Genomic DNA, 22,345 nt, shown 5'->3' on the forward strand with positions numbered 1-22,345 from the left:
ACATCGAAGTAATTCTTTGGGCAAATATATAAAGATTTCTTCATAGTTATTGTCGAGTAATGTACAGAACTCTTTTTTACTGAAAAAGTTTTGAAAATTATGGGCAAAGTAGATAGGAAAAAATTAGAATCTGAGGTTTATAAAATAGTAGGTGAGATACCTTTTGGCAGCGTAGTAACGTATGGGCAACTGGCGCGGTTGGCCGGATTTCCCCAATGTGCACGTATGGTCGGTTATGCTATGGCTCATACTCCTGAAGCGTCAGGTTTGCCATGTCATCGGGTGGTGAACAGCCAAGGGCGCATAGCTCCGAATTGGCCGGAACAGAGGGCTTTGCTTGAGCAGGAGGGAATATGCTTTAGGACAAATGGTTGTGTCGATTTACATAAATATATGTGGAAGGAAATTAGTCATTTGGATGGATAATTTGTTTCTTCATGTTGTTGGCTGTTGCTATACCATATCCGAATAGAGAAAAGTCTGCTAAACATGGGTCTTCGGGAAATATAGAGTACATGTATTCTGTTATTTCGATAGCGGTTTTCATATCAGCGATTTTTCTGTGGGTGATACCCAATTTCAGTGCAGTTTGGTGTACATGGGTGTCTAAGGGTATAATTAAATCAGCGGGCGAAAATTTATCCCATATACCGAAATCTACAAGATTGTCTTTTCGTATCATCCATCTAAGAAACATAGCCAGGCGTTTACAGGCCGATGTCCCTGACAGGACTGGAATCCCTTTAATACCGGCGAATGCTGATTGTATTTTTTGAATGGGGTACTTTCCCGGAGAATTACTTATGGCATCTTGTAAGGATTCATATTGTATATAACATTTATATAATCTGTCACATATTTGATATAAATCGTCATATTTAAAAAAACGATAGAAACTGCTTTTGTTATTTTTAAAAGGTTGGAATTTTCGTTCTATTAGAAAATTGTAAGGAGAGCCATTGAACATTTGGTCCAACTCATGTCCTTTTGCGATTATTATTTTGCGATTACCATAGGATATCCATGCTGTTAAGAATGCGCTTATTTCGATGTCTTTTATTTGGCTGTATCGATGGGGAAATTGGATAGGGTCAGATAGGATAAAGTCTTTAGTATTGTATTGTTTGGCCCATTGCCTGAGCTGTCTTTTTATTTTTGTATGCAATAAAGATGTATTGTCTGTCATGTTTTTTGATATATATCGTACAAAGATAATTACTTTTTGATATAAGAGCATGGTTTTTTATAATATACTATTAAGAAAATCAATATTTTATATATATTTGTAAAGTAAAAAAGCATAAGATGAAATATGGTAAAAGTATTGGAAATGATTCGTAAACTGAAATTATGCAGATGCTTGAAAAATAAATTTGAAGAAATAAAAATAATGCAGAAAGTTTGTAATTGTAACAAAGATTGTGGATATATACTTTGTTTAAAAAAGTAAAGAGTTTATTATAAATCATTGGGAATAATGAAGGTTACATCATTCATATTATTAGGATTGATATTTTTTCTGTGTCAAGTCAAAGGTATACATGAAAAACATAGAGAGAACGGTTGGTATTACATTATAGAAGGGCAAGAAGATAGTCTATCTCAGAACCCTATTGTTACGGTAAAAGAATTTGCGGCTGTTCGGTTGGACTCAGCCGGGTATCCGATGAAGTATCAAATAGTAGGTACGATAAGTAAACATAAAGTGGGCAAATGGGCAGACGCAACAGAAAAGGCTATTGGTAAACGTATAGGGTTTGTGTTTGATGACCAACTTATAACAGCCCCTCAAGTAAATATGAGGATTGAAAGTGGAAACTTTGCGATAAGTAATCCATATGGACATGATTTAAAGACTTTATTTCGTCAAATTCGACAAGAAAAAATAGATTCTATTGAAAATTTATTCAAGAGTTGGGATAAGGATTCAGTTTATTATATGCTTGATAAAAATCAGACAGACTCGATAATTTTAGAAATGGATTATTGGGATGCTTATGCTATAACAAAGGGTTTTAATGTTTCTCAATAAGAAATTTTTATTATTTTAATATTTTACCACCTTTCGAGGTGCCCCATGCCAAGAACATCCGAGACAATAGATTGTGGATAGGTCAAATCCTTCGGTAGATTGATTTGGATTTTTAGGAACGACTTCAAACGAATCGGTAATGTATACGAGCAAAGTGTTTCCTTGGTCATTTTTTACATAAAAAGAAGGAATTTTACATTGTGGGCACAAAAGTTTTCTCATATTAAATTATTTAGTTGTAGACAAAGATACAGTTAAACCTATCAAAAAGTTCATAGTAATGAATATAAAATTTGCGAAATAGGATATATTTTTTTCTGATATCACTATTTTTGTGAAGCAGTATGTTGAAATAAAGAATGTATCTATGTATGATGCCCTATTTATTCAAGTTACTTAAGAATAAATAATGAGAAAAATATATAATTTTGAAGAAATAGAAGAATATCCGGTGCGTTTATTTGGGGTGTTGTTATAGGATAAGATATTTTTTAAATCATAAGGTTATATTAAAATAGTAAGCGTTTTTAGTTTTACAGTTTTAAATGATAGGTAATAATGGACAAGATTCTTTTTATTTGGTATCCAGGATGTGATACTTGCCGTAAAGCGAGACGGTGGTTGCAGGAAAATAAAATAGAAGTTATAGAGCGGCATATAGTAGAACAAAATCCGACAGAGCAAGAGTTGGCAGAATGGATTCCGAAAAGTGGGTTGCCTATACGTAAATTTTTTAATACCAGTGGTTTGTTATATAAGTCGATGGCTTTGAAAGATAAGTTGTCAGGGATGAGTGATAATGAAATCACGAAATTATTAGCTTCGAATGGAATGTTGATTAAACGTCCATTACTGATTGGGAAAGAAGAAGTCTGGGTAGGTTTTAAACCTGATGAATGGAAGGCTTTGTTGTGAGGGGAATTGTAATATTGAAATAGGATGTATAAACTTGCAAAACGAAAGAAATAAATTGGATTTTAAAACAATTTTTTGTTAAAATATGGATATTCGCTTTTGTTTTGTTATATTTGCAATTTAAATTTGAAATAAGTATGTCGAAACAAAAAAATATGTCTACAAATGCTGTTTTATTAATGCATTGTCCCGACCAACCTGGAATTATTGCAGTAGTAACGGACTTTATAAATGTAAATGGAGGTAATATTCTTTATCTTGATCAGCATGTTGACCGGGAAGAACATGTATTTTTTATGAGAGTGGAATGGGATTTGACACATTTCAGTATACCCAAAGAAAAAATTGAAGATTATTTTAATACTCTTTATGGGCAAAAATACAATATGAGTTTTAATCTCTATTTTAGTGATACGATGCCAAGAATGGCAATTTTTGTTTCGAAAATGTCCCATTGTCTATATGATATGTTGGCTCGGTACACAGCTGGGGAATGGAATGTTGAGATACCACTTATTATTAGTAATCATCCAGATTTAGCTACCGTTGCCGAAAGGTTTAATATAGACTATCATATATTCCCGATAAATAAGGAAAATAAAGTTGAACAAGAAGCTGCTGAATTGACCTTGCTTGAAAAGTATAATATTGATTTTATCGTATTGGCTCGATATATGCAGGTTGTTTCTGCAGATTTTATAGGTCATTATCCCAATCGTATAATCAATATTCATCATTCTTTCCTTCCGGCTTTTGTGGGGGCAAAGCCTTATCATGCAGCTTTTGAACGAGGAGTAAAATTAATTGGAGCTACTAGTCATTATGTAACGACAGATTTGGATGCAGGTCCTATTATAGAACAAGATATTACTCGTATTTCTCATAAAGATACGGTATCTAATCTTGTGCACAAAGGTCAAGATTTGGAAAAAATAGTGTTATCTCGGGCTGTGGAGAAACATATTGAAAGAAAGATATTGGTTTATAAAAATAAAACAGTTGTTTTCAATTAAAGGATAGAGCTATAATGCAGGTCGCCATAATAAAATATAATGCCGGAAATATATATTCGGTCGATTGTGCCTTGAAACGGGTAGGGGTAGATGCTGTAATCACTGATGATGAGGAGGTTTTGAAATCTTCTGATAAAATAATATTTCCGGGGGTGGGCGAGGCTGCTTCTACTATGCATTACTTACGGCAAAAGAGTTTGGATAAACTGATAAAAAGTTTCACTCAACCCGTTTTAGGTATATGTATCGGTATGCAGTTGATGTGCCGTCATTCGGAGGAAGGAGATGTCGATTGTCTGAATATATTTGATGTAGATGTAAAGCGTTTCTGTCCGATGAAAAATGAGAAAATTCCGCATATGGGATGGAACAGTATAGAACGTGTCGATAGCCACATGTTTCCGGTGGACCTTGAAGGCAAATATGTATATTTTGTGCATAGTTATTATGTGCCCGAATGCAAATATACGACAGCCGTGACAGATTATATACAACCTTTTAGTGCAGCGCTACACAAGGATAATTTCTATGCGACCCAATTCCATTTAGAAAAAAGCGGCAAGGTTGGCGAAAGTATATTAACCCATTTCTTGAATTTGTAGGAAGATATGATTGAAATAATACCGGCTATAGATATTATTGATGGTAAATGTGTCCGTTTAGCACAGGGAGATTACTCGCGGAAGACGATTTATAATGAAGATCCTCTGGATGTAGCTAAAGCGTTCGAAGACAATGGAATACGTAGGTTGCACTTGGTCGATTTGGATGGGGCCAAGGCACAGCATATTGTAAATTATAAAACACTTGATCGCATTGCCGGTCATACATCTTTAATTATTGACTTTGGTGGAGGGTTGAAGTCTGATAAAGATTTGGATATAGCTTTTGATTCTGGGGCATCGATGATTACCGGAGGAAGTATTGCAGTCAGAAGCCGTGAAACTTTTGTTTCTTGGATTGAAAAATATGGCCCTGACCGTATTATATTGGGAGCTGATGTGAGAGATAATAAAATTGCAGTTTCCGGTTGGCTTGAGGCCTCAGATTATGAATTGATACCTTTTGTTTCGGGGTATATGGAATCAGGTATAAATAAGGTAATAACTACAGATATCGGTAGAGACGGAATGTTACAAGGGCCGTCTTTGGATTTGTATAGAAAAATGCTTGTCGCTTTGCCTGATATTTGTTTGATAGCAAGCGGTGGCGTAAGTTCGCTACAAGATATTGAGGAGCTTGAAGGTGCAGGTGTCCAGTCGGTGATATTCGGAAAAGCGATTTATGAAGGACATATACGGCTGAAAGACCTGCAACGCTTTTTCTAAATAAATGAATAATTAAAGAATGTTAGCAAAAAGAATAATACCTTGCTTGGATATAAAAGAGGGGAAAACGGTCAAAGGAATAAACTTTGTTAATTTTAGAGATGCGGGAGACCCGGTAGCCTTAGGCAAGGCATATAGTGAGCAGGGAGCCGATGAGTTGGTGTACCTTGATATTACAGCTTCATATGAAGGGCGTAAAACGTTTACAGAACTGGTTCGTAAAGTAGCAGCAAATGTGAATATTCCTTTTACTGTCGGAGGAGGAATAAATGAGATGTCTGATGTTGACCGTTTATTGAATGCTGGTGCAGATAAGGTATCGTTGAACTCGTCAGCATTGAGAAATCCTCGATTGATTACTGAAATTGCAAAAAATTTCGGGGTTCAGGTTTGTGTTGTCGCAATAGATGCTAACTTTGAAAAGGGAAATTGGTGTTGTTATTTGAATGGGGGGCGTGTTTCTACAGGCAGGGACCTATTTCAGTGGGCAAAGGAGGCACAGGAAAGAGGTGCTGGAGAGATATTGTTTACCAGTATGACTCATGATGGAGTGAAAAATGGTTATGCAAATAGTGCCTTAGCCCAGTTGAACGAAATGCTAAATATCCCGGTAATAGCATCGGGAGGAGCCGGTAAAAAGGAGCATTTTCGAGATGCTTTTGAGATAGGGAAGGCTGATGCAGCCCTTGCCGCCAGTGTGTTTCATTTTGGAGAAATATCTATTGGCGAATTGAAAGAATATCTGGAAAAGGAAAATATATGTATCCGAAAGTAAAATGTAAATAAACGATTTTCATATTTTCGGATTTGATTGATGGAGAAAATAAAGATTATAAAAATGAATATAGATTTTGATAAGATGGGAGGTTTGGTCCCTGCAATAATTCAGGATAGTTATACCTCGAAAGTACTGATGTTAGGATTTATGAATGCAGAGGCTTTGCAAAAAACTCAAGAATTGGGCAAAGTCACATTCTTTAGCCGTACAAAGAATCGTTTATGGACAAAGGGGGAGGAGAGTGGAAATTTCCTTTTGGTGGATTCCATAAAAGAAGATTGTGATCGGGATACCCTTTTGATAAAAGTTCGTCCGGTAGGTCCGGTTTGTCATACGGGCAGTGATACCTGTTTTGATGAAAAGAATGTGGAAGACATCATGTTTTTAAAATATTTGCAGGATTTTATCGATCGTCGCAAGCAAGAAATGCCTGAAGGCTCATACACGACATCTTTATTTAATAAAGGTATTAATCGTATGGCTCAAAAAGTGGGGGAAGAAGCTGTAGAGACTGTTATAGAAGCAACGAACGGTACGGACGACCGGTTGATATACGAAGCATCGGATTTGATATATCACTTGATAGTGTTACTTACATCAAAAGGATATAGAATCGAAGATTTGGCACGGGAATTGCAGTCAAGACATAAAGAATAATCTTGAAATGGAAGAAAAATTGCTGGTACAATATAACAAAGTCGAAGTTTGCCGGAAAGAACTTATTGTCCTTAAAGAGGTAGATTTTAAATTATATGCAGGAGAATTTGTATACTTTATTGGACGAGTCGGGACGGGAAAGAGCAGTCTTTTGAAAACAATGTATGCTGACATTCCCATTTTGGAAGGGGAGGCTTCTGTTTTGGGATATAATATGAAGATGCTGAAAAGAAAAGACATTCCTATGTTGCGCCGGCAAATCGGTATTGTTTTTCAAGATTTTCAGTTATTGACCGATCGTTCGGTAAATGAAAACCTTGAGTTTGTATTAAAAGCGACCGGATGGAAAGATAAAGCTGATATTGCAGAGCGGGTAGAGCAGGTTCTCGTACAGGTAGGGATGCAGAAGAAAGCATATAAAATGCCTCATGAGTTATCGGGAGGTGAACAACAGCGAATTGTTATTGCCCGAGCCTTGTTGAACTCACCACAAATAATTTTGGCCGATGAGCCGACAGGGAATCTTGACCCCCAAACCGGACAACAGATTGTTTCATTATTGCATTCTATTTGCCAGACAGGGACGGCCGTGATTATGACGACTCATAATCATCATTTGGTCGATGAGTTTCCGGGCAGAATTTTGAAATGTGAAAACAAAAAACTTGTAGAAGTCAATAATACAAAAGACTAATATCAACTATTTGTAATTCAGTATAAAAACAATACCTTTGCAGGCAATTTGAAAAAACGTAATTTATAACAGGTAAATATAACAACGTAACAATTTAAAAAACGAAAATGAAAGTTTTAAAATTTGGTGGAACTTCTGTAGGATCAGCACAGAGAATCAAGGATGTTGCCAACCTGATTTGCGATGGAGAGCAAAAGATAGTTGTACTCTCGGCTATGTCGGGAACGACTAATACTCTCGTGGAGATATCAGATTATTTGTATAAGAAAAATTCTGATGGTGCAAATGAGACGATTAATGCACTGGAACGGAAATATGCCGGTGTTATAGATGAACTTTATACGACGGAGGAGTATAAACAGAAAGCTGCTGAAATTGTAAAGACTCATTTTGATTATATCCGTTCTTTTACAAAAGACCTGTTTACCATGTTTGAAGAAAAAGTTGTCCTTTCTCAGGGAGAACTTATTTCTACCGCTATGATGAATTTGTATTTATTAGAGAAAGGGATAAAGTCTGTTCTTATTCCGGCTCTTGATTATATGCGTACCGATAAAAATGCCGAGCCGGATCCTAATTATATCAAGACAAAGTTAAATGATTTGTTGGGGGCAAATAAAGGTGCAGATATATATATAACGCAAGGATATATTTGTCGGAACGCTTACGGTGAAGTTGATAATTTGCAGAGAGGAGGAAGCGATTATTCCGCCTCGTTAGTGGGGGCAGCTATAAAAGCAGAAGAGATACAAATCTGGACAGATATTGATGGTATGCATAATAATGACCCACGTTTTGTAGAGCATACTTCTCCTGTGCGTCAATTACATTTTGAGGAAGCAGCAGAGTTAGCTTATTTTGGAGCTAAGATATTGCATCCGACATGTATTTTACCCGCTAAATTAAATAATATTCCTGTACGTTTGTTGAATACAATGGAACCTAATGCTCCGGGAACACTGATTTATAATCAGACTGAGCAGGGAAAAATTAAGGCTGTTGCAGCCAAAGATGGCATCACAGCTATAAAAATAAAGTCGGGTCGAATGCTTTTGGCTTATGGATTCTTGCGTAAAGTATTTGAAATATTTGAGAGCTACCAAACTGCTATCGATATGGTGACAACTTCGGAAGTAGGTGTTTCTGTTACGATAGACAATACAAAGCATTTGACGGAGATATTGGATGACTTGAAAAAATTTGGCACAGTAACAGTTGATGAAGATATGGTAATCATCTGTGTTGTGGGAGATTTGGAATGGAATAATATAGGATTTGAATCGAATGCGATGGAGGCAATGAAAAATGTGCCGGTACGTATGATATCATACGGAGGGAGCAATTACAATATATCTTTCCTGATAAAAGCAGAAGATAAGAAAAAGGCTTTACAAGCTCTAAGTGATTCTCTTTTTAACAATAAATAATACCAAACACGGGCCTATCATAACCCGTGTTTTTTGATTTTAAAAATTAAAACGACAAGCGATGAAAGGAACGTTTCCTATTGAAAAATTTAGTCATTTGAGCACTCCTTTTTATTACTATGATACCCAATTATTACGAGATACTTTATTTGAAATAAACAAAGAGGCGGGGAGGCATAATTTTCATGTGCACTATGCTGTCAAAGCGAATGCAAATAATCGTATATTATCGATTATTAGAGAAAACGGATTGGGGGCTGATTGTGTAAGCGGAGGTGAAATAAAAGCCGCTTTGAAGGCGGGCTTTCCTGCTGATAAGATTGTATTTGCGGGTGTGGGCAAGGCTGATTGGGAGATAAATTTAGGGCTTGATGCCGGAATTTTTTGTTTTAATGTAGAGTCGGTTCCTGAGTTAGATGTAATAAATGAACTGTCGGCAGCTAAAAATATGGTGGCTCCGATTGCTTTGCGTGTCAATCCGAATATCGATGCACATACACACCATTATATAACGACGGGCTTAAATGAAAATAAATTTGGTATAAGCCTTTCTCATCTTGACCAAGTATTGGATCATTTGTCTGAATTGAAAAATATACGTTTGCTTGGGCTTCATTTTCATATTGGCTCACAGATAACGGATATGGATGCTTTTAAAAGTCTGTGTATACGTATCAATGAAATACAGGAACATCTTTATCAGCGAATGTTGATTGTAGATATAATCAATGTTGGAGGTGGTCTTGGAGTTGACTATGAAAACCCAGATCGTAATTCGATACCGGATTTTCATCACTATTTTGAAACGTTTTATAAACATTTAAAGTTACGTCCTAAACAAAAGCTTCATTTTGAATTGGGGCGGGCAGTCGTTTGTCAGAGTGGTTCATTGATAACCAAAGTCCTTTATGTAAAGGAGGGGGTAAATAAAAAATTTGTAATAGTTGATGCCGGAATGACGGATCTGATACGTCCGGCACTTTATCAGGCTTATCATAAAATAGAGAACATAACGTCTGATAAAATTGAGGAAGAATATGATGTTGTAGGGCCGATATGTGAATCATCGGATTGTTTTGGTAAGATAGTTTCCCTTAATCAAACACAGAGGGGGGATATCATTGCATTACGTTCGGCAGGTGCTTATGGGGAAATCATGGCTTCACAATATAATTGTCGTAGTCTTCCTAAAGCTTATTATTCAGATGATTTGTAATTTCTATAAAAATGAATAATTGGAAGTGAAAAATATATTTTGAATATACCTTATAATTTGTGACTCATGCCAGTATGGTATTAATACAGGCATGTATATTTTCAAATTATAAGGTATTTTGTGTACGAAGGATTCATTAATAGGGCCAGTTTCGTTATGACGTTCGGAACAAATATGCGTTTTTTTTTAAATACTATATTTTTAAAATTTTCTTTCGATATTTCAATTTCATAGTTGTTTTTGTAAACAAAAATTTCTACAATAAGAGTGAATTCATAAATATTTTTTTGTTCTTGATATCTCGACTGATAGGAGCTTTCTAATAATAGTATTATTTTTTATATAGCAAGAGTTTAAACTTCTGATTCTAAAGATATAATCTGTTGAAATAAGGTCGAAAATATAGTTTATTTTTAACCGGTTGTTGACTATATAAGTAGTATGGTTGAGTAGAAAATTATGTTAATTATTGGCAAATAAAAGTATAATGTGAAAAAAATATTATTATATTTGCAATGAAATTAAAAATGTAATGATTACAATTTTATAATGAAACAGGAATTCATACACGGATATTTATTAAGTCATAAAATAAAGCCTTCTATGCAACGGATTGCTATTATGGATTATTTGTTTGAGCATAAAGTACATCCGACAGTTGATAAAATATTTAATGATTTATATCCGCAAATTCCGACTCTTTCTAAAACGACGGTATACAATACATTAAAGTTATTTGCGGATCAAGGAGCTGTCCAAGTGCTGACGATCGATGAGAAAAACACTCGTTTTGATGCAGATATTTCTCAGCATGGGCATTTTAAATGTAAGATTTGTGGAGAAATATATGATTTACCAAAAGAGTATTTTAGTATTATACCTACGGGAAAAGTAGGAGAGTTTGAAGTTGATGAAGTTCAAGTTTATTATAAAGGCTATTGTAAAAAGTGTCGTCAATGACGACCTTTATTGAATAATTATATCTTAAAACTTAATTAGGAGGAATTGAATTATGAAAAAGAAATGGATTTGCACAGTATGCGGTTATGTACATGAAGGTGAAGAAGCTCCCGAATTTTGTCCGCAATGTAAACAACCTAGAAGCAAATTTAAAGAAGTTGTGGAGACTGAAGGAGCTCTTCAGTTTGCAGACGAACATAGAATTGGTGTCGCAAAAGGAGTAGATGCTGAGGTATTAGAAGGATTGAAAGCTCATTTTAATGGAGAATGTACAGAAGTTGGTATGTATCTTGCTATGAGTCGCCAAGCTGATCGCGAAGGTTATCCTGAAGTGGCAGAAGCATATAAGCGTATTGCTTGGGAGGAAGCTGAACATGCTGCAAAATTTGCTGAACTTTTAGGTGAAGTAGTATGGGATACCAAAACAAATCTAAAGGCTCGTATGGATGCAGAAGCCGGAGCATGTGAAGATAAAAAAAGAATCGCTACTCGTGCTAAAGAATTGGGATTGGATGCAATACATGATACTGTTCATGAAATGTGTAAAGACGAAGCTCGTCATGGTAAAGCATTCGAAGGTTTGTATAATAGATTCTTTAAGAAATAAATTTTTCTATTTTAACAAGGATTTCTCTATATAGACATAACTTGACAATCGGGAACATTTATCTATAACTTACACAATAGATGTTCCCGATTATTTATTGAGGGAATCAGCTTTGAATTCTATAAGTTTCTTTTGCAAGTCAAGTTTGATTGTGTGGAGTTCCCTTTTTATCGTTCCCAGAGGTAAATTCATTTCTTGAGCTATTTCTTCATATTTATATTTTGACATATAAAGTCCAAATATAACTTTCTGTTTGTCATTATTTATACTGGAAATAACTTTATTTATAAATTTATAATCGTATAAATAATCTGTTCTATCTGGTCCCATGATATTATCCGCAATTTCGTCTAAATCAATGAACGTGTTATTATGAACAGATTCTTTTCTATATTTGTTTATGAATAAATTTTTCATTATGGTAAATGCCCAAGATTTAAAATTTGTATTTTCTATAAACTTTTCGTGGTTTTCTAATGTTTTAAGGATAGTATCTTGAAGAAGGTCTTTTGCATCATCGTCGTTTAATGTTAGAGAATATGCAAATTTTAAAAGCTGGTTATGTAACTTTAATAGATTATCGGCTACGAGTATGAATGACATTGGTACTAAAATTAAAGGGTTTTGTTTTATTTATTAAAAAGAGCCTCCGCCGAAAAAAGTCGTCTCACTTACTTTTAGGCACATAACTATTGCGTGCACAGCGGAGGCTTTGTATCCTTCTTCTGCACGCATAGCATGTTTTTAAGTAAATGAGACGATACAAATTTAATGATAAATATCCATTTACAAGTGTGAAGGATAAAAATCTTTTTTATTAAAAAGATTTTTTGTTTTTAATTTAATGGGGATAAAAAATTTTAATGAGTTTCGCTTGGTGTTTGGGAAGTACGGAAACGAATCATTAATTTATATCTTTCTAAGGTTTTAGGAAGATATTTTACTTTTTTGCCCATTCCCAGATAAGATTACTTTCGATATTAACTCCAAACTCTTTTGCCTTTTTGAGAATATTTGGGGCTAATTCAGGTTTTGCGTTTTTAGGTGCGTATCTGCAATATGCTTTCCAGCTCTTACATGAGCAGCATCAGTCATTGGGCATGCTTGTTGTTCTGGCAATCCGGAATCTGAGTCTGAAGGTTCTTTTCTTTTGTATTGTACTGGATAATTTGGATGATAAAGCATGAAAGCAATGATATTTTTGGCTGAGGCTTTAAGATGATTCAAAATATTCCTGTATACCGAAAATTGTGTTACACACATAATTAAGGAATTTGTAATTGTAAAACTTTTTGCGTAGACGGTTGTTATTGGTTTTAAAATCAAAATGTTTATTGGTATGAGCCGTCGTATGGAACTTGAAAAGGAGATAGAGATAGCGCAGAATAATATTGCGAAAGCTGCACCTGATACTCCTAAGGAAGTAGTAGATGCTTGGAAAAAAGAGTTGGATAGTTTGGCTTTTGAGCTAAATAATCTTTATGATGACGATGAACTGGAAGATTCTTAAAATCGTGTAGTATGAAACTAAAAAATATAATATATTTAAACAGTTGAAAATTATATATTTAGTTTTCGTATAGTTAATAAATGAAGAAAAAAAGCTTTGATAAATTTGGCAGTTAAAATTATTGCACTACCTTTGCAACGCATTTGAGAAATCGATGCACATATAACAGGAGATTCGCTAGCTCAGCAGGTAGAGCACAACACTTTTAATGTTGGGGTCCTGGGTTCGAGCCCCAGGCGGATCACCAAAAGAAAAGCCAAAAGGCGACAATAAAAAGACAAGTCCTACAAAATCAATATTTTGTGGGACTTTTTTTATTGCCTTTTGGCTACCCAAACCGCCACGAAAAGGTCACTGACGGACAAAAAATAGTGGCTTATTCGTACCCCCGACAAAATCTTCAAAAAAGGGGTACGATTTGACTGAAAATGGCGAAATGTTGTCGGGAATTGGCGACCCTGTATTTATCTCATTATGAGTTAATAAAAGTAGTTTTGTAACTTAAAACAATGAGGTATGAAATCAACATTTCGAGTATTGTTCTTCCTGAAACGAGACAAGGTAAAAAAGAACGGTAATATGCCTATTATGGCACGTATTACCATTGACGGAAAATTAGTCCAATTCAACACCAAACTTGAAGTCAATCCTAAGAACTGGTCTGCACAAACAGGAAAAGTAACTGGCAGAGGGTCAGAATTTACCCGCATGAATGAAATGCTGGATAGCATCAAGGCGACCTTACACAGACACTATCAAACCATTTTAGAACGGGATGGCTATGTAACAGCAGAGAAAGTACGCAACATCTTTTTAGGCAAGGAGGAAAAGTCTAAGACCCTCCTGCAAGTGTTCGCACAGCATAACGAACAATATGCGCTGAAAGTCGGGAAAACAGCCACGCAAAAAACATATACCCGTTATGAGCTTACCAAAAATCGCCTTGCAGAATATATCCACAATAAATATAATTTGGAAGATATTACCTTTCGGGAAATAAATGTCGTGTTCATCGAGGGCTTCTACCTGTTTATCCGAGAAAATTATCCGTGTACCCACAATACAGCCATGAAATTTATGCAGCGGTTTAGGACTGTTGTTCTGTTTGCCCACAACTTGGGACTGATTACTTTTAATCCATTCGGGGCATATAAACTGAAATTTGAGTATGTAGAAAGAGATTTTCTTGAACAGGCAGAATTAGACCGCATCTATCAGAAAACCTTTGCTAGCAAGCGGCTGGAGCAGGTGCGTGATATGTTCATTTTTAGCTGTTATACTGGCTTGTCGTATGTGGATGTGTGCGAGTTGCGGGCAGAGAACATAAAGGTTTCCTTTGACGGTAACCTGTGGATAATCAAGAAAAGGCACAAGACAAACGTAACGTCCAATATCCGTCTGTTGGATATTCCCAAAGCCATCTTGCAGAAATATGACGGGAAATTGCCTGACGGCAAAATTCTCCCGATAATCAGCAACCAAAAGATGAACGATTACTTAAAAGAAATCGCAACGGTGTGCGGTATAAACAAGAAAATCACCTATCATGTTGCCCGCCATAGTTTTGCGACCCTCAGTATCAGTTACGGCGTACCCATTGAGAGCGTTTCCAAGATGTTGGGACACACAAACATCAGAACCACACAAATTTACGCTAAAATCATCGACACGAAACTGAGTGCCGACATGGATATGTTCGCCCAAAGGCTGAATGAAAGGAAAACAAGCGTTTAATCACAATAAAATCTTGAAGTTTATGGATTTGCAGATCATTCAAAACAAAATTTTTGAAGTCAGGGGTTGCCGAGTGATGCTTGACTTTCATTTGGCGGAACTTTACCAAGTAGAGACACGTGCCTTGAAACAGGCGGTCAAACGCAACATTGGTCGTTTTCCATCCGACTTTATGTTTGTCCTCTCGAAAGAGGAAGCCAACTTATTGTTATCCATAGGGGTATCACAAAATGTGATACCCCCTGATTACAACTTTGGCGCAGCCTTGCCTATGGCTTTCACCGAACAGGGCGTAGCCATGCTTTCATCCGTATTGCGTAGCCAGACCGCCATCGAAGTGAACATTTCCATTATGCGGGCATTTGTCCTTATGCGTCAGATGGTCGCAGGGTATGAAGAACTGTTGAAACGCATTGAGGAACTGGAAGCCAGCACCGATACGCAGTTCAACGACATCTATCAGGCATTGACGCAGCTTTTGAGCCAGTCCCAAGAGCAGAAGCAACGCCGCAGAATCGGATTCGTTACCTATGACAAACCGGAAACAGACAGGTAACGGTTTTGGTAATAAAATGCTGTTTAATATACTGTATTCTAACAAGTGGTTTCCATTTATTTTGCGGGCAGTCCACCGGGCTATCCGCATTTTTTATCTCCTTTCCCTCCGGCACATTCCCCGAAACGCCAGCGGTGCATGGCATCGCAGACTGTCTTTCGTGAAAAGAGCCTTTGGAAACCCGCACAAGAGTATCGGAAGGTGAACTCCCGACACACTTGTTTTTCCCGCCCGCATAGGCAATTCCCTAATGGACTGAATGGGGAACAAGAACTTTTTCCCTGTTTCCCAACCTGTAAATCTTCCTCATTAAGCAGTCCTCCAGCCGGGAGGTCGTTTTTATCATTTCAATAGGCAAAGGTAGTTACGTGTTCTTCACGGGTTTGCAAGGTCAAGCCTTTTCAGGTTTGGCGAAAAAAATCTTCCCTGCGACATTCGTTGCGAGGTATTTTTTCCACAAAACCCTGCAAACTCTAAACACTGCCCTTTTAAGCCTATGTGAAACGAAAACGACCGACCCGACCGGAAGACGCATAAAAAAAAAGTCGGATTTACGGGAAACAGGAAAAAAGTTCAGTGAAACTTCAACTCCCTCACCTCTCAAATCCGCATAAAATTAAAAACTTAAAAATTACAGGATATGGAAGCAGCAACATTATCGGAAGCAAGAGTTTATGTAGGCACTTATGGCAAGTACAACAACGGTTCATTGTTCGGGGCATGGCTTGACCTGTCGGACTATTCAGACAAGGAAGATTTTTACGAAGCCTGCCGGGAGCTTCACAAGGACGAGGAAGATGCGGAGTATATGTTTCAGGACTGGGAGAACGTACCGGAAAACCTAATCGGCGAAAGCTGGATTTCCGAGAACTTCTTCACCTTGCGGGATGCGGTGGAAAAGTTGGGCGACACCGAACAGGAAGCCTTTTTCGTGTGGTGCAACTACAAAAGCCATGATTTGAGCGAGGAAGATGCGGACGACCTTGTACGGGACTTTCAGGACGAATATCAGGGACAATATGACGATGAAGAAGATTTCGCCTACCAAATCGTGGAAGAATGTTACGACCTGCCGGAGTTCGCAAAAACCTATTTCGACTACAAACAGTTTGCCCGTGATTTGTTCATGTGCGACTACTGGTTTGATGACAGGTTTGTATTCCGGGCGGCTTAAACGACCATTCGGACGGGATTAAAAGCCCTGCCCGCATAAACAGAGAAACGATGAAACGGAAAAGCATTTATAAAATCATCCTGCGGGTGTTATTGTTCTGCCTTGTGTGGCGGCTCGCCTGCACAGCCGGAGCAATCACGGCGGTAACGGCATATCTTGTATTTCGTGCCGCCTGTTTCCTGCTCCGGGTCTGCCTGTCGGCGTTTTATGCGTTGTGCGTGGCTCTGCTTTTCCTGCTGTTGCTTTCCCTATTGAGTATATAACGAATAAAAACAGAATATCATGCAGTCATTGAACAGAAACGGGGTGAGCATCACCCAAGCACCGGGAGAGGAAAAGTTTGTAAAATACCGTCCGGTCGCATTCAAGGGACGGATATTTTACCAGTACGACTACCGCCACACGGACGGGGAACTGTTTTCCACAGTGGTTAAAACGCTGGCAGAGTGCCGCCACAGGCGGGATAAATGGATAGAAAAGAAAGAACAGGGTAATAACAGATAAATTTTAAGGGTATGAAAACGACAGAAGTAAACAAGAAACTAATCGGCAGACGTTGCGAGTGTATTTTTACGGGCATGATGGTAACGGGCGTTATTGAGGACATCGAGGAAAACAAGTATTCTGTAAACGTGAAAGTGCATTTCGATAAGCCGCAGCAGTGGGGCGATGATTTGTACACGGAAGATTGGGCATGGGGACGCAAGACGGACGAGTTCGGCACGCTGCACCATTTGCGACTGTTGGCAGACGAACCGGACTTTCAGACGATGACAGTAGTTTTCGGTGAGCCTATCAGCCAGATAGACCGCAGCGTTTTTGAAGATGTTGCTACTTGGGGTGTTTCTTCTTTGCAAGGTTGGATAAACAGCTATGAAAGTGTCAGGTTTGTAGCCATAAACGACCATACGGCGGTCATAACGGGAGAATACAACTTTGAACAGGTAAAGGTGTGGTTAGAGAAAAATGTACCCATACAGAGCCTTAAAATCAGTTAATAAAGAACAGTGGAATTCTTGCCGCCGTTACGTTACTTTCTTCCGTGAGCCCGTTTGCGGTGAAAAAAATTACAAAGAAACCTTTTGTTTTCTCTATCATGGAACCTGCCCGCCGATACTTTTCAGCGGGCTATCCATATTTCTTATTCTATACAGATTCTGCTTATTGTCTAAATATTAGAAATAGATTGTTCTCCATATTCTATTGCTACAAGTCTATTAACTTGTGCAATTCTCCCCATTGTTTGTCGTATATGATTAACCATATCTTGAGATTGTGTTTTTTGTTGAACATAATCTAAAATTTCATCTTGTGCTTCCTTATAGGCTTGATTTATTTCATTATTCCATTGAGATTGAGACCGTACATGTTCATGTATTTGCGAAAATATATATTCATATTCTTTTTTTAATTCATCAGGAATAGAATCAAAAGGATCTATAATTTTATCTTCATATGAAACAAACCCTCCTAATTTACAAACATTATTAGCCTTTTGAATATATTCTTTTAACTCTTCGTTGAGATTCTTTTCTCGCCGTTCCATCTCGGAACAAAGCTCTTTAAACTTCTTTACTTTTTCCATAACTTCAAATTTATAATTAATACTATAATTTCATATCCCAGCTATATACCCACTTATTAAGTGTCTTTATGTTTTTTTCATCAGTTAAAAAATCACCATTTATAGTTTGCATATACATAGGTGTATTCGGTTGGTATTCATCAAAGAAATGATATGCAAACTCGTATGGCATTAAAGGTGTAGGAATAAAACAACAAAAGTGATGTTTTTTAGCTGTTTTATATTGACATGTGTATATTATAAAGAATCCACGATGTCTATTATCATTAGATAAATATATTCCATCTTGCATATTTATGGACTGCTTTGTCCATAAATCAGGTACAATATATCTACTTGGATTTTTTATCTGTTCTCTGATTCTATCATAATGCTTATCAAGTAAAAAAGAATATCCAAAGTGAGAAAATAGAATGATATATGCATTTTTTAGAATAGCTGTTGATACCTTTTTCATATCAATATCTAACCTTTGATTCTTTATATCTATAATATCCCCCTCTTTGACATTGTTTATATGTTCTTGTAGCCATTGTGGATTATTAATTTTTTGAGGTAGAATGACTTTTAATTCTTTATTGTTACCGACCTCTAACATTGCATTTATCTTTTTACCATTATTAGGTATTTCTATACGTCGAGTAGAACCTTCTACAAAATCAACTTCATCTAATCGTTTTAGAAAATTTACAAGATGAATATCGATATTGTGCCCACACGAATTATTGCAATCTTTGCAAGTTATAGCGATCTTGTGTCCACCTAAAGAATCTTGTGGAGCATCTTCTAATGACAAAGCAGAAATCTGTTCTTTAGAGAATTTTCGCAAACAAATTGGACAAATATAATCGTTATCCATCTCTGTTAAAATATTCGCATTGCGCAATAATTCAATATGCGTAATAAATTTATTATATAATGGTTCTATTTGAGGCATATTCTTTTTTATTGTAAAGATACTACAAAGAAGCATTGGAAAGAAAAAAATCCAATGCTTCTTAACACATTATATTGTTTTACAAACTTATTTTTCCTCGTTGTTATTATTAAACGAGAACGAAACCTGCTGCATCTGCCCGAAGCTGTCGATGATATAGATGTCAATCGTCTGCTGGTCGGTCGATGCCGATGTGTAGTAGAGCCGGAAGGTCTCTTTTTCCAGCGGGTACAGGTCATTGGGCAGGAACACCGTACCGTTATCCATTTCCAGCTTTCCTTTGCCGTCAGGCTGGAAATAGCGTATCTGGTAGGTCGTAGGCTGGTAATCGCCGCCACGCACCAGTTGGCAGCGTATTTCGGCTGTTTCGCCCACTTTCAGTTTCTTGGGTACGGGCAGCGTTTCCACCATGAACGGGTAAGCCTGCTGAATGTCCAAGCTGTCATTACAGGAGGTTACAAGCACGAGGGCGGCCACGATGTAGCAGCCCACGATGATTTTATACATTACATTCTTCATATACATTATTATATAGCGGTCAGTTGATAATGAATTTCAGTCCCATGCCTACCTGCGTGTGGAACTTGCCGATGTCCGAGCCGAACAGCATACGTTCCCTCGCATTGACGAGCAGCACCACCCGGTCGGTCAGGTAGGTTTCCAGTTCCAGCGTGAGCGCACCGCCGTAGATGAAACAGTCCTTGTCCAGCAGCGTAGCCCCGTCCGGCAGCAGCTTGTCGCCCCGGTTGCTGGTTTCATACCCGGCGAGAGCCGACAGCCCCAGCGAGAGGAAAAAAGTCTTTCGCCTGTCCGAAAGGAATTTCAGGTAATAGCCGCCCTCCGCCGTGAACTGTTCTACCGGAATGCGCATATCCTTGTAGTCATACTTCTTATGCAGGTATTCCCCGCCAATCACCCAGCGGTTGGCGTTCTTGGTGTAAACACTGTATGCCGCCCCGATGTGGCAGGCAAAATCCGTGTCGGAGTTCCAATGTACCCCGTCCGCCATGCCCGCCGTTACCTGCAAGGCTTTCATGCCCGGAAGGTATCTTTGTGCGTGTGCCTGGTTCAAATTCAGGCACAGCGCAAAGAGTGTCATTATAAAGATGTGTTTCTTCATTCCCTACTTTATTTTCAGTTCGTTTATCACTTCGGCGTTCACGATGTCGGCATTCTCCACCCGTATGGTCTGATGCCGACCGCCGTTCTTCTCGTAAAGCTCCACCAGCAGCAATTTGTCATCCGGGATGGTGAACTTCGGCAGAGCGTACACCGTCCGGACTGTGCTTTTCCCGGCAATCTCTATCACCTCGTTGTAGCTGCGTACCGCATCCAGTACCGTTTCCTGAATAGCCGTGCGTTTGGGCACTTTCTTATCGACAATCTTAAACTTGATGAAGTCCGTATCGAAAGGCACGTTGGAACTGTTCTTCGTCTGCGTATGCACGTAAAGCATCCCGTTATAGGTGTAAATCCCCTTGATTAAAAACTGTATGCCGAAACGCTTGCTGCCCAAGTGTCGCACTTTACGGTCATTGTTCTTGTAGATGCTCTGCATTATCAGTTTTACCAGCAGCGGGCTTTCATTTCCCAGTTTCCGGAAATAGATGTTCATGCGGGTATGCGAAAAGTCGGACGTATCTTCATTTTCCAAGAAGTCCTTCATTTCGATGTTGAGCATTTCCGGCTCACGGGCATACTTGGCGTTGAATGAATAGAAGCTGCCGTCCTCACAGATGACGGAGAAGTTCGTTTCTCCCGGAAAGCCTTCGGTCGTGGCTTTCACCCGGATGACGTTTTCCGCACCGTCAGCCTTGCCCGCTATGATGTGGTTGCTCCCCAAATCTACATAGCGGACGGCGGAGGGGAAAATGATATGCACCGTCTTGGCGAAAGTCACTTCCACGCCGTAGGGCGTTACCATTTGTCGGTAAGGCAGATTTCGGGTGATACCCCGGTACAAGTCGTTGCCTGCCGCATATTTCACCGTGTCGGTTTCCTGTGCGTTTGCCGCACACACGCCCAGCAGGAGGGCGCACATTACAAAAATCTGTTTCATCGTTAATTGGAAATTTTAGTGGTTTGTCAAATGATTATTGCTGTTTGGCGTAAAGCATCACCCTGTACCCGGCTTTCAGCTTCACTTTCACGGTTCGGAACTTCTTGGCAAGGTAGCCGGACGCACCCTGCATCAGCCCCCTTGTAACGTCCATCGCCACCTGTTGCCCGGCGTTCTGCGTAAAGGAAATGCTTGTACCCAGCCCGCTGCCGATATTCGCCATCGCCTCGTTGAACGCTTCTTGCTCCATCGAGGACGGGACGGAAAGCCCCTTTTGCCCGTCCGTGTCGAACACGGCGAGTTCCACCGGGATGATGTTTCCCGCATACTCTATCGAGGACACCAGTATGTCGAGACGTTCGCCCTGTACCTTTGCCGTACCCGCCACAAGGGTATTCTTCGGGATGACGATGCTGCCCGCCTGCATGGGTTCAAGCAGACGGAGTTTTACCGTCTGCCCGTCCGTCAGCGTCTGGTCTTGATGGATGCAGGCGGCTATCGTATTCCTGCCCATTGCGTAACCCGTTCCTACCGCCGTGTTGAAGCCGTAGTTGCGTGGCTGGCTGTAAGCACGGATAAAATCGGCATCGCTCATGGGCTGTTGCAGCCCTGAAACGGCGTTGTCCCGTACTGCCTGCACGGACACCGCTTCCGGCTTCTTTTCGATGTCGCCCACGACTGGCACTTGTGCCGCCTGCCTGTCGCCGCCTGCATATTTGGCGGCAAGCTCGTATGACTTTTCCAAGAGAGCCATCTGTTCGTCAGCGGTGGGCGTGGCTTCCCGCTGGCGTTCCAGCTTTTCGGTCAGTTCCGCCACCTGCCGTTTCAAGTCCTCTTTTTCCCTGTCCTCCGGGGGCGTTTCATAAAACGTGCTCAACTGGCGGTTGATGTCCCGGTAGGCGGTCGCCGAGGAAGAAGCGCCGCCGCCCCGCACGGGCTTCGGATCTTCTTCCGGCATCAGTCCGGCTTCCGCCTGCGGTTCTTCCGTTTCTTCGTCCCCTATGAAACCGAAGTCCTGAAGGGATTGTATCCTGTCCTGCCGTTTCCGGCTCATCATCGCCTGCTCGTAGGCGGTCTGCTTGTCCGCTATAATCCCGTCCTCTGCGGGCAGCGGGATGTCGGCATTGAAACCGCCCACGCTTTCCGTTTCCGCTTTCTCCTTG

General features: G+C 39.0%; 30 protein-coding genes and 1 tRNA gene. 21 read left to right on the forward strand and 10 right to left on the reverse strand.

The features are described 5' to 3' along the window. The first annotated feature begins 99 nt into the window (after positions 1 to 99). Positions 100 to 426, forward strand: a complete 327-nt coding sequence (locus BN2628_RS16440) for an MGMT family protein (protein ID WP_021930421.1) — start codon at positions 100 to 102, stop codon at positions 424 to 426. On the opposite strand, the gene BN2628_RS16445 is transcribed toward BN2628_RS16440, so the two are convergent. Continuing rightward, positions 407 to 1,186 carry a TIGR02757 family protein gene (locus tag BN2628_RS16445; protein ID WP_055100177.1) on the reverse strand — a complete coding sequence of 260 codons (780 nt, stop codon included), beginning with the start codon at positions 1,184 to 1,186 and terminating at the stop codon, positions 407 to 409. The two genes, BN2628_RS16440 and BN2628_RS16445, sit on opposite strands and share 20 nt — an antisense overlap. A 291-nt stretch (positions 1,187 to 1,477) precedes the next feature. Here BN2628_RS16445 and BN2628_RS17095 point away from each other — a divergent pair, with 291 nt between their 5' ends. Continuing rightward, complete coding sequence (locus BN2628_RS17095) at positions 1,478 to 2,032, forward strand: SecDF P1 head subdomain-containing protein (RefSeq protein WP_257606530.1); 555 nt, start codon at positions 1,478 to 1,480, stop codon at positions 2,030 to 2,032. Between the two features lie 15 nt (positions 2,033 to 2,047). On the opposite strand, the gene BN2628_RS16455 is transcribed toward BN2628_RS17095, so the two are convergent. Then, complete coding sequence (locus BN2628_RS16455) at positions 2,048 to 2,254, reverse strand: hypothetical protein (protein ID WP_021930425.1); 207 nt, start codon at positions 2,252 to 2,254, stop codon at positions 2,048 to 2,050. 336 nt (positions 2,255 to 2,590) lie between these two features. Here BN2628_RS16455 and BN2628_RS16460 point away from each other — a divergent pair, with 336 nt between their 5' ends. From BN2628_RS16460 to BN2628_RS16510, 11 genes are all read left to right on the forward strand, one after another. After that, on the forward strand, positions 2,591 to 2,947 hold the full coding sequence (locus BN2628_RS16460; protein WP_055100182.1) for an arsenate reductase family protein: 357 nt from the start codon (positions 2,591 to 2,593) through the stop codon (positions 2,945 to 2,947). A 155-nt stretch (positions 2,948 to 3,102) separates the two neighbouring features. Continuing rightward, positions 3,103 to 3,960 (forward strand): formyltetrahydrofolate deformylase, encoded by an 858-nt coding sequence (gene purU, locus BN2628_RS16465; protein WP_055100678.1) that lies wholly within the window; start codon positions 3,103 to 3,105, stop codon positions 3,958 to 3,960. Positions 3,961 to 3,974: 14 nt separating this feature from the next. Beyond that, entirely contained in the window at positions 3,975 to 4,562 is a 588-nt protein-coding gene (gene hisH / locus BN2628_RS16470) for an imidazole glycerol phosphate synthase subunit HisH (protein ID WP_021930428.1), read from the forward strand. Between the two features lie 6 nt (positions 4,563 to 4,568). Continuing rightward, positions 4,569 to 5,288, forward strand: a complete 720-nt coding sequence (hisA, locus tag BN2628_RS16475; protein WP_021930429.1) for a 1-(5-phosphoribosyl)-5-[(5-phosphoribosylamino)methylideneamino]imidazole-4-carboxamide isomerase — start codon at positions 4,569 to 4,571, stop codon at positions 5,286 to 5,288. Between the two features lie 19 nt (positions 5,289 to 5,307). Next, positions 5,308 to 6,063: an imidazole glycerol phosphate synthase subunit HisF gene (gene hisF / locus BN2628_RS16480; protein ID WP_055100187.1), complete on the forward strand. Its 756-nt coding sequence runs from the start codon at positions 5,308 to 5,310 to the stop codon at positions 6,061 to 6,063. A gap of 63 nt (positions 6,064 to 6,126) precedes the next feature. Further along, positions 6,127 to 6,723, forward strand: a complete 597-nt coding sequence (hisIE, locus tag BN2628_RS16485; protein ID WP_021930431.1) for a bifunctional phosphoribosyl-AMP cyclohydrolase/phosphoribosyl-ATP diphosphatase HisIE — start codon at positions 6,127 to 6,129, stop codon at positions 6,721 to 6,723. A gap of 7 nt (positions 6,724 to 6,730) precedes the next feature. Then, the gene (locus tag BN2628_RS16490) at positions 6,731 to 7,417 is read left to right on the forward strand and encodes a cell division ATP-binding protein FtsE (protein ID WP_021930432.1); all 687 of its coding nucleotides are present in this window, start codon (positions 6,731 to 6,733) and stop codon (positions 7,415 to 7,417) included. Between the two features lie 107 nt (positions 7,418 to 7,524). Further along, positions 7,525 to 8,844 carry an aspartate kinase gene (locus BN2628_RS16495; RefSeq protein WP_021930433.1) on the forward strand — a complete coding sequence of 440 codons (1,320 nt, stop codon included), beginning with the start codon at positions 7,525 to 7,527 and terminating at the stop codon, positions 8,842 to 8,844. 61 nt (positions 8,845 to 8,905) lie between these two features. Beyond that, complete coding sequence (gene lysA, locus BN2628_RS16500) at positions 8,906 to 10,060, forward strand: diaminopimelate decarboxylase (RefSeq protein ID WP_021930434.1); 1,155 nt, start codon at positions 8,906 to 8,908, stop codon at positions 10,058 to 10,060. Positions 10,061 to 10,663: 603 nt separating this feature from the next. Continuing rightward, positions 10,664 to 11,020 carry a Fur family transcriptional regulator gene (locus tag BN2628_RS16505; RefSeq protein ID WP_021930435.1) on the forward strand — a complete coding sequence of 119 codons (357 nt, stop codon included), beginning with the start codon at positions 10,664 to 10,666 and terminating at the stop codon, positions 11,018 to 11,020. 52 nt (positions 11,021 to 11,072) lie between these two features. After that, the gene (locus BN2628_RS16510; protein WP_021930436.1) at positions 11,073 to 11,627 is read left to right on the forward strand and encodes an NADH peroxidase; all 555 of its coding nucleotides are present in this window, start codon (positions 11,073 to 11,075) and stop codon (positions 11,625 to 11,627) included. 90 nt (positions 11,628 to 11,717) lie between these two features. Here BN2628_RS16510 and BN2628_RS16515 read toward each other — a convergent pair whose 3' ends face one another. Continuing rightward, the gene (locus tag BN2628_RS16515; protein ID WP_021930437.1) at positions 11,718 to 12,230 is read right to left on the reverse strand and encodes an RNA polymerase sigma factor; all 513 of its coding nucleotides are present in this window, start codon (positions 12,228 to 12,230) and stop codon (positions 11,718 to 11,720) included. A 417-nt stretch (positions 12,231 to 12,647) separates the two neighbouring features. Beyond that, on the reverse strand, positions 12,648 to 12,890 hold the full coding sequence (locus BN2628_RS16520; RefSeq protein WP_044229082.1) for a hypothetical protein: 243 nt from the start codon (positions 12,888 to 12,890) through the stop codon (positions 12,648 to 12,650). Positions 12,891 to 12,966: 76 nt separating this feature from the next. On the opposite strand from BN2628_RS16520, the gene BN2628_RS17695 reads away from it, so the two are divergent. The 8 genes from BN2628_RS17695 (at position 12,967) to BN2628_RS16555 (ending at position 17,599) form a co-directional block, all read left to right on the forward strand. Beyond that, positions 12,967 to 13,137 (forward strand): hypothetical protein, encoded by a 171-nt coding sequence (locus BN2628_RS17695; protein WP_257606532.1) that lies wholly within the window; start codon positions 12,967 to 12,969, stop codon positions 13,135 to 13,137. Between the two features lie 171 nt (positions 13,138 to 13,308). After that, a tRNA-Lys gene (locus tag BN2628_RS16530) sits at positions 13,309 to 13,384 on the forward strand. Positions 13,385 to 13,653: 269 nt separating this feature from the next. Continuing rightward, the gene (locus tag BN2628_RS16535; protein ID WP_055100195.1) at positions 13,654 to 14,871 is read left to right on the forward strand and encodes a site-specific integrase; all 1,218 of its coding nucleotides are present in this window, start codon (positions 13,654 to 13,656) and stop codon (positions 14,869 to 14,871) included. A 22-nt stretch (positions 14,872 to 14,893) separates the two neighbouring features. After that, the gene (locus BN2628_RS16540; RefSeq protein ID WP_055100684.1) at positions 14,894 to 15,427 is read left to right on the forward strand and encodes an ORF6N domain-containing protein; all 534 of its coding nucleotides are present in this window, start codon (positions 14,894 to 14,896) and stop codon (positions 15,425 to 15,427) included. Between the two features lie 640 nt (positions 15,428 to 16,067). Next, positions 16,068 to 16,601 carry an antirestriction protein ArdA gene (locus BN2628_RS16545; protein WP_055100197.1) on the forward strand — a complete coding sequence of 178 codons (534 nt, stop codon included), beginning with the start codon at positions 16,068 to 16,070 and terminating at the stop codon, positions 16,599 to 16,601. Between the two features lie 50 nt (positions 16,602 to 16,651). Continuing rightward, positions 16,652 to 16,864: a hypothetical protein gene (locus BN2628_RS16960; protein ID WP_074024222.1), complete on the forward strand. Its 213-nt coding sequence runs from the start codon at positions 16,652 to 16,654 to the stop codon at positions 16,862 to 16,864. Positions 16,865 to 16,883: 19 nt separating this feature from the next. After that, positions 16,884 to 17,105, forward strand: coding sequence for a DUF3873 domain-containing protein (locus BN2628_RS16550; protein ID WP_055100199.1), 222 nt, complete (start codon positions 16,884 to 16,886; stop codon positions 17,103 to 17,105). A gap of 11 nt (positions 17,106 to 17,116) precedes the next feature. Next, the gene (locus tag BN2628_RS16555; protein WP_055100201.1) at positions 17,117 to 17,599 is read left to right on the forward strand and encodes a DUF7258 domain-containing protein; all 483 of its coding nucleotides are present in this window, start codon (positions 17,117 to 17,119) and stop codon (positions 17,597 to 17,599) included. A 170-nt stretch (positions 17,600 to 17,769) separates the two neighbouring features. Here BN2628_RS16555 and BN2628_RS16560 read toward each other — a convergent pair whose 3' ends face one another. From BN2628_RS16560 to traM, 6 genes are all read right to left on the reverse strand, one after another. Next, positions 17,770 to 18,186 carry a hypothetical protein gene (locus tag BN2628_RS16560; protein ID WP_055100206.1) on the reverse strand — a complete coding sequence of 139 codons (417 nt, stop codon included), beginning with the start codon at positions 18,184 to 18,186 and terminating at the stop codon, positions 17,770 to 17,772. A 22-nt stretch (positions 18,187 to 18,208) separates the two neighbouring features. After that, the gene (locus tag BN2628_RS16565) at positions 18,209 to 19,123 is read right to left on the reverse strand and encodes a hypothetical protein (protein ID WP_055100210.1); all 915 of its coding nucleotides are present in this window, start codon (positions 19,121 to 19,123) and stop codon (positions 18,209 to 18,211) included. Positions 19,124 to 19,210: 87 nt separating this feature from the next. Further along, on the reverse strand, positions 19,211 to 19,648 hold the full coding sequence (locus BN2628_RS16570) for a DUF3872 domain-containing protein (protein ID WP_055100212.1): 438 nt from the start codon (positions 19,646 to 19,648) through the stop codon (positions 19,211 to 19,213). A 13-nt stretch (positions 19,649 to 19,661) separates the two neighbouring features. Next, complete coding sequence (locus tag BN2628_RS16575) at positions 19,662 to 20,243, reverse strand: conjugal transfer protein TraO (protein WP_055100218.1); 582 nt, start codon at positions 20,241 to 20,243, stop codon at positions 19,662 to 19,664. 3 nt (positions 20,244 to 20,246) lie between these two features. Beyond that, a complete protein-coding gene (traN, locus tag BN2628_RS16580; RefSeq protein WP_055100223.1) occupies positions 20,247 to 21,182 on the reverse strand; it encodes a conjugative transposon protein TraN in 936 nt (311 codons plus the stop codon). Positions 21,183 to 21,216: 34 nt separating this feature from the next. Then, the coding region (gene traM, locus BN2628_RS16585) for a conjugative transposon protein TraM (RefSeq protein ID WP_055100228.1) at positions 21,217 to 22,345 on the reverse strand (1,129 nt) is incomplete at its 5' end.

Origin of the sequence: Gabonia massiliensis (assembly GCF_001403595.1) — a bacterium.
GTDB classification, from domain to species: Bacteria; Bacteroidota; Bacteroidia; order Bacteroidales; family Coprobacteraceae; genus Coprobacter; species Coprobacter secundus.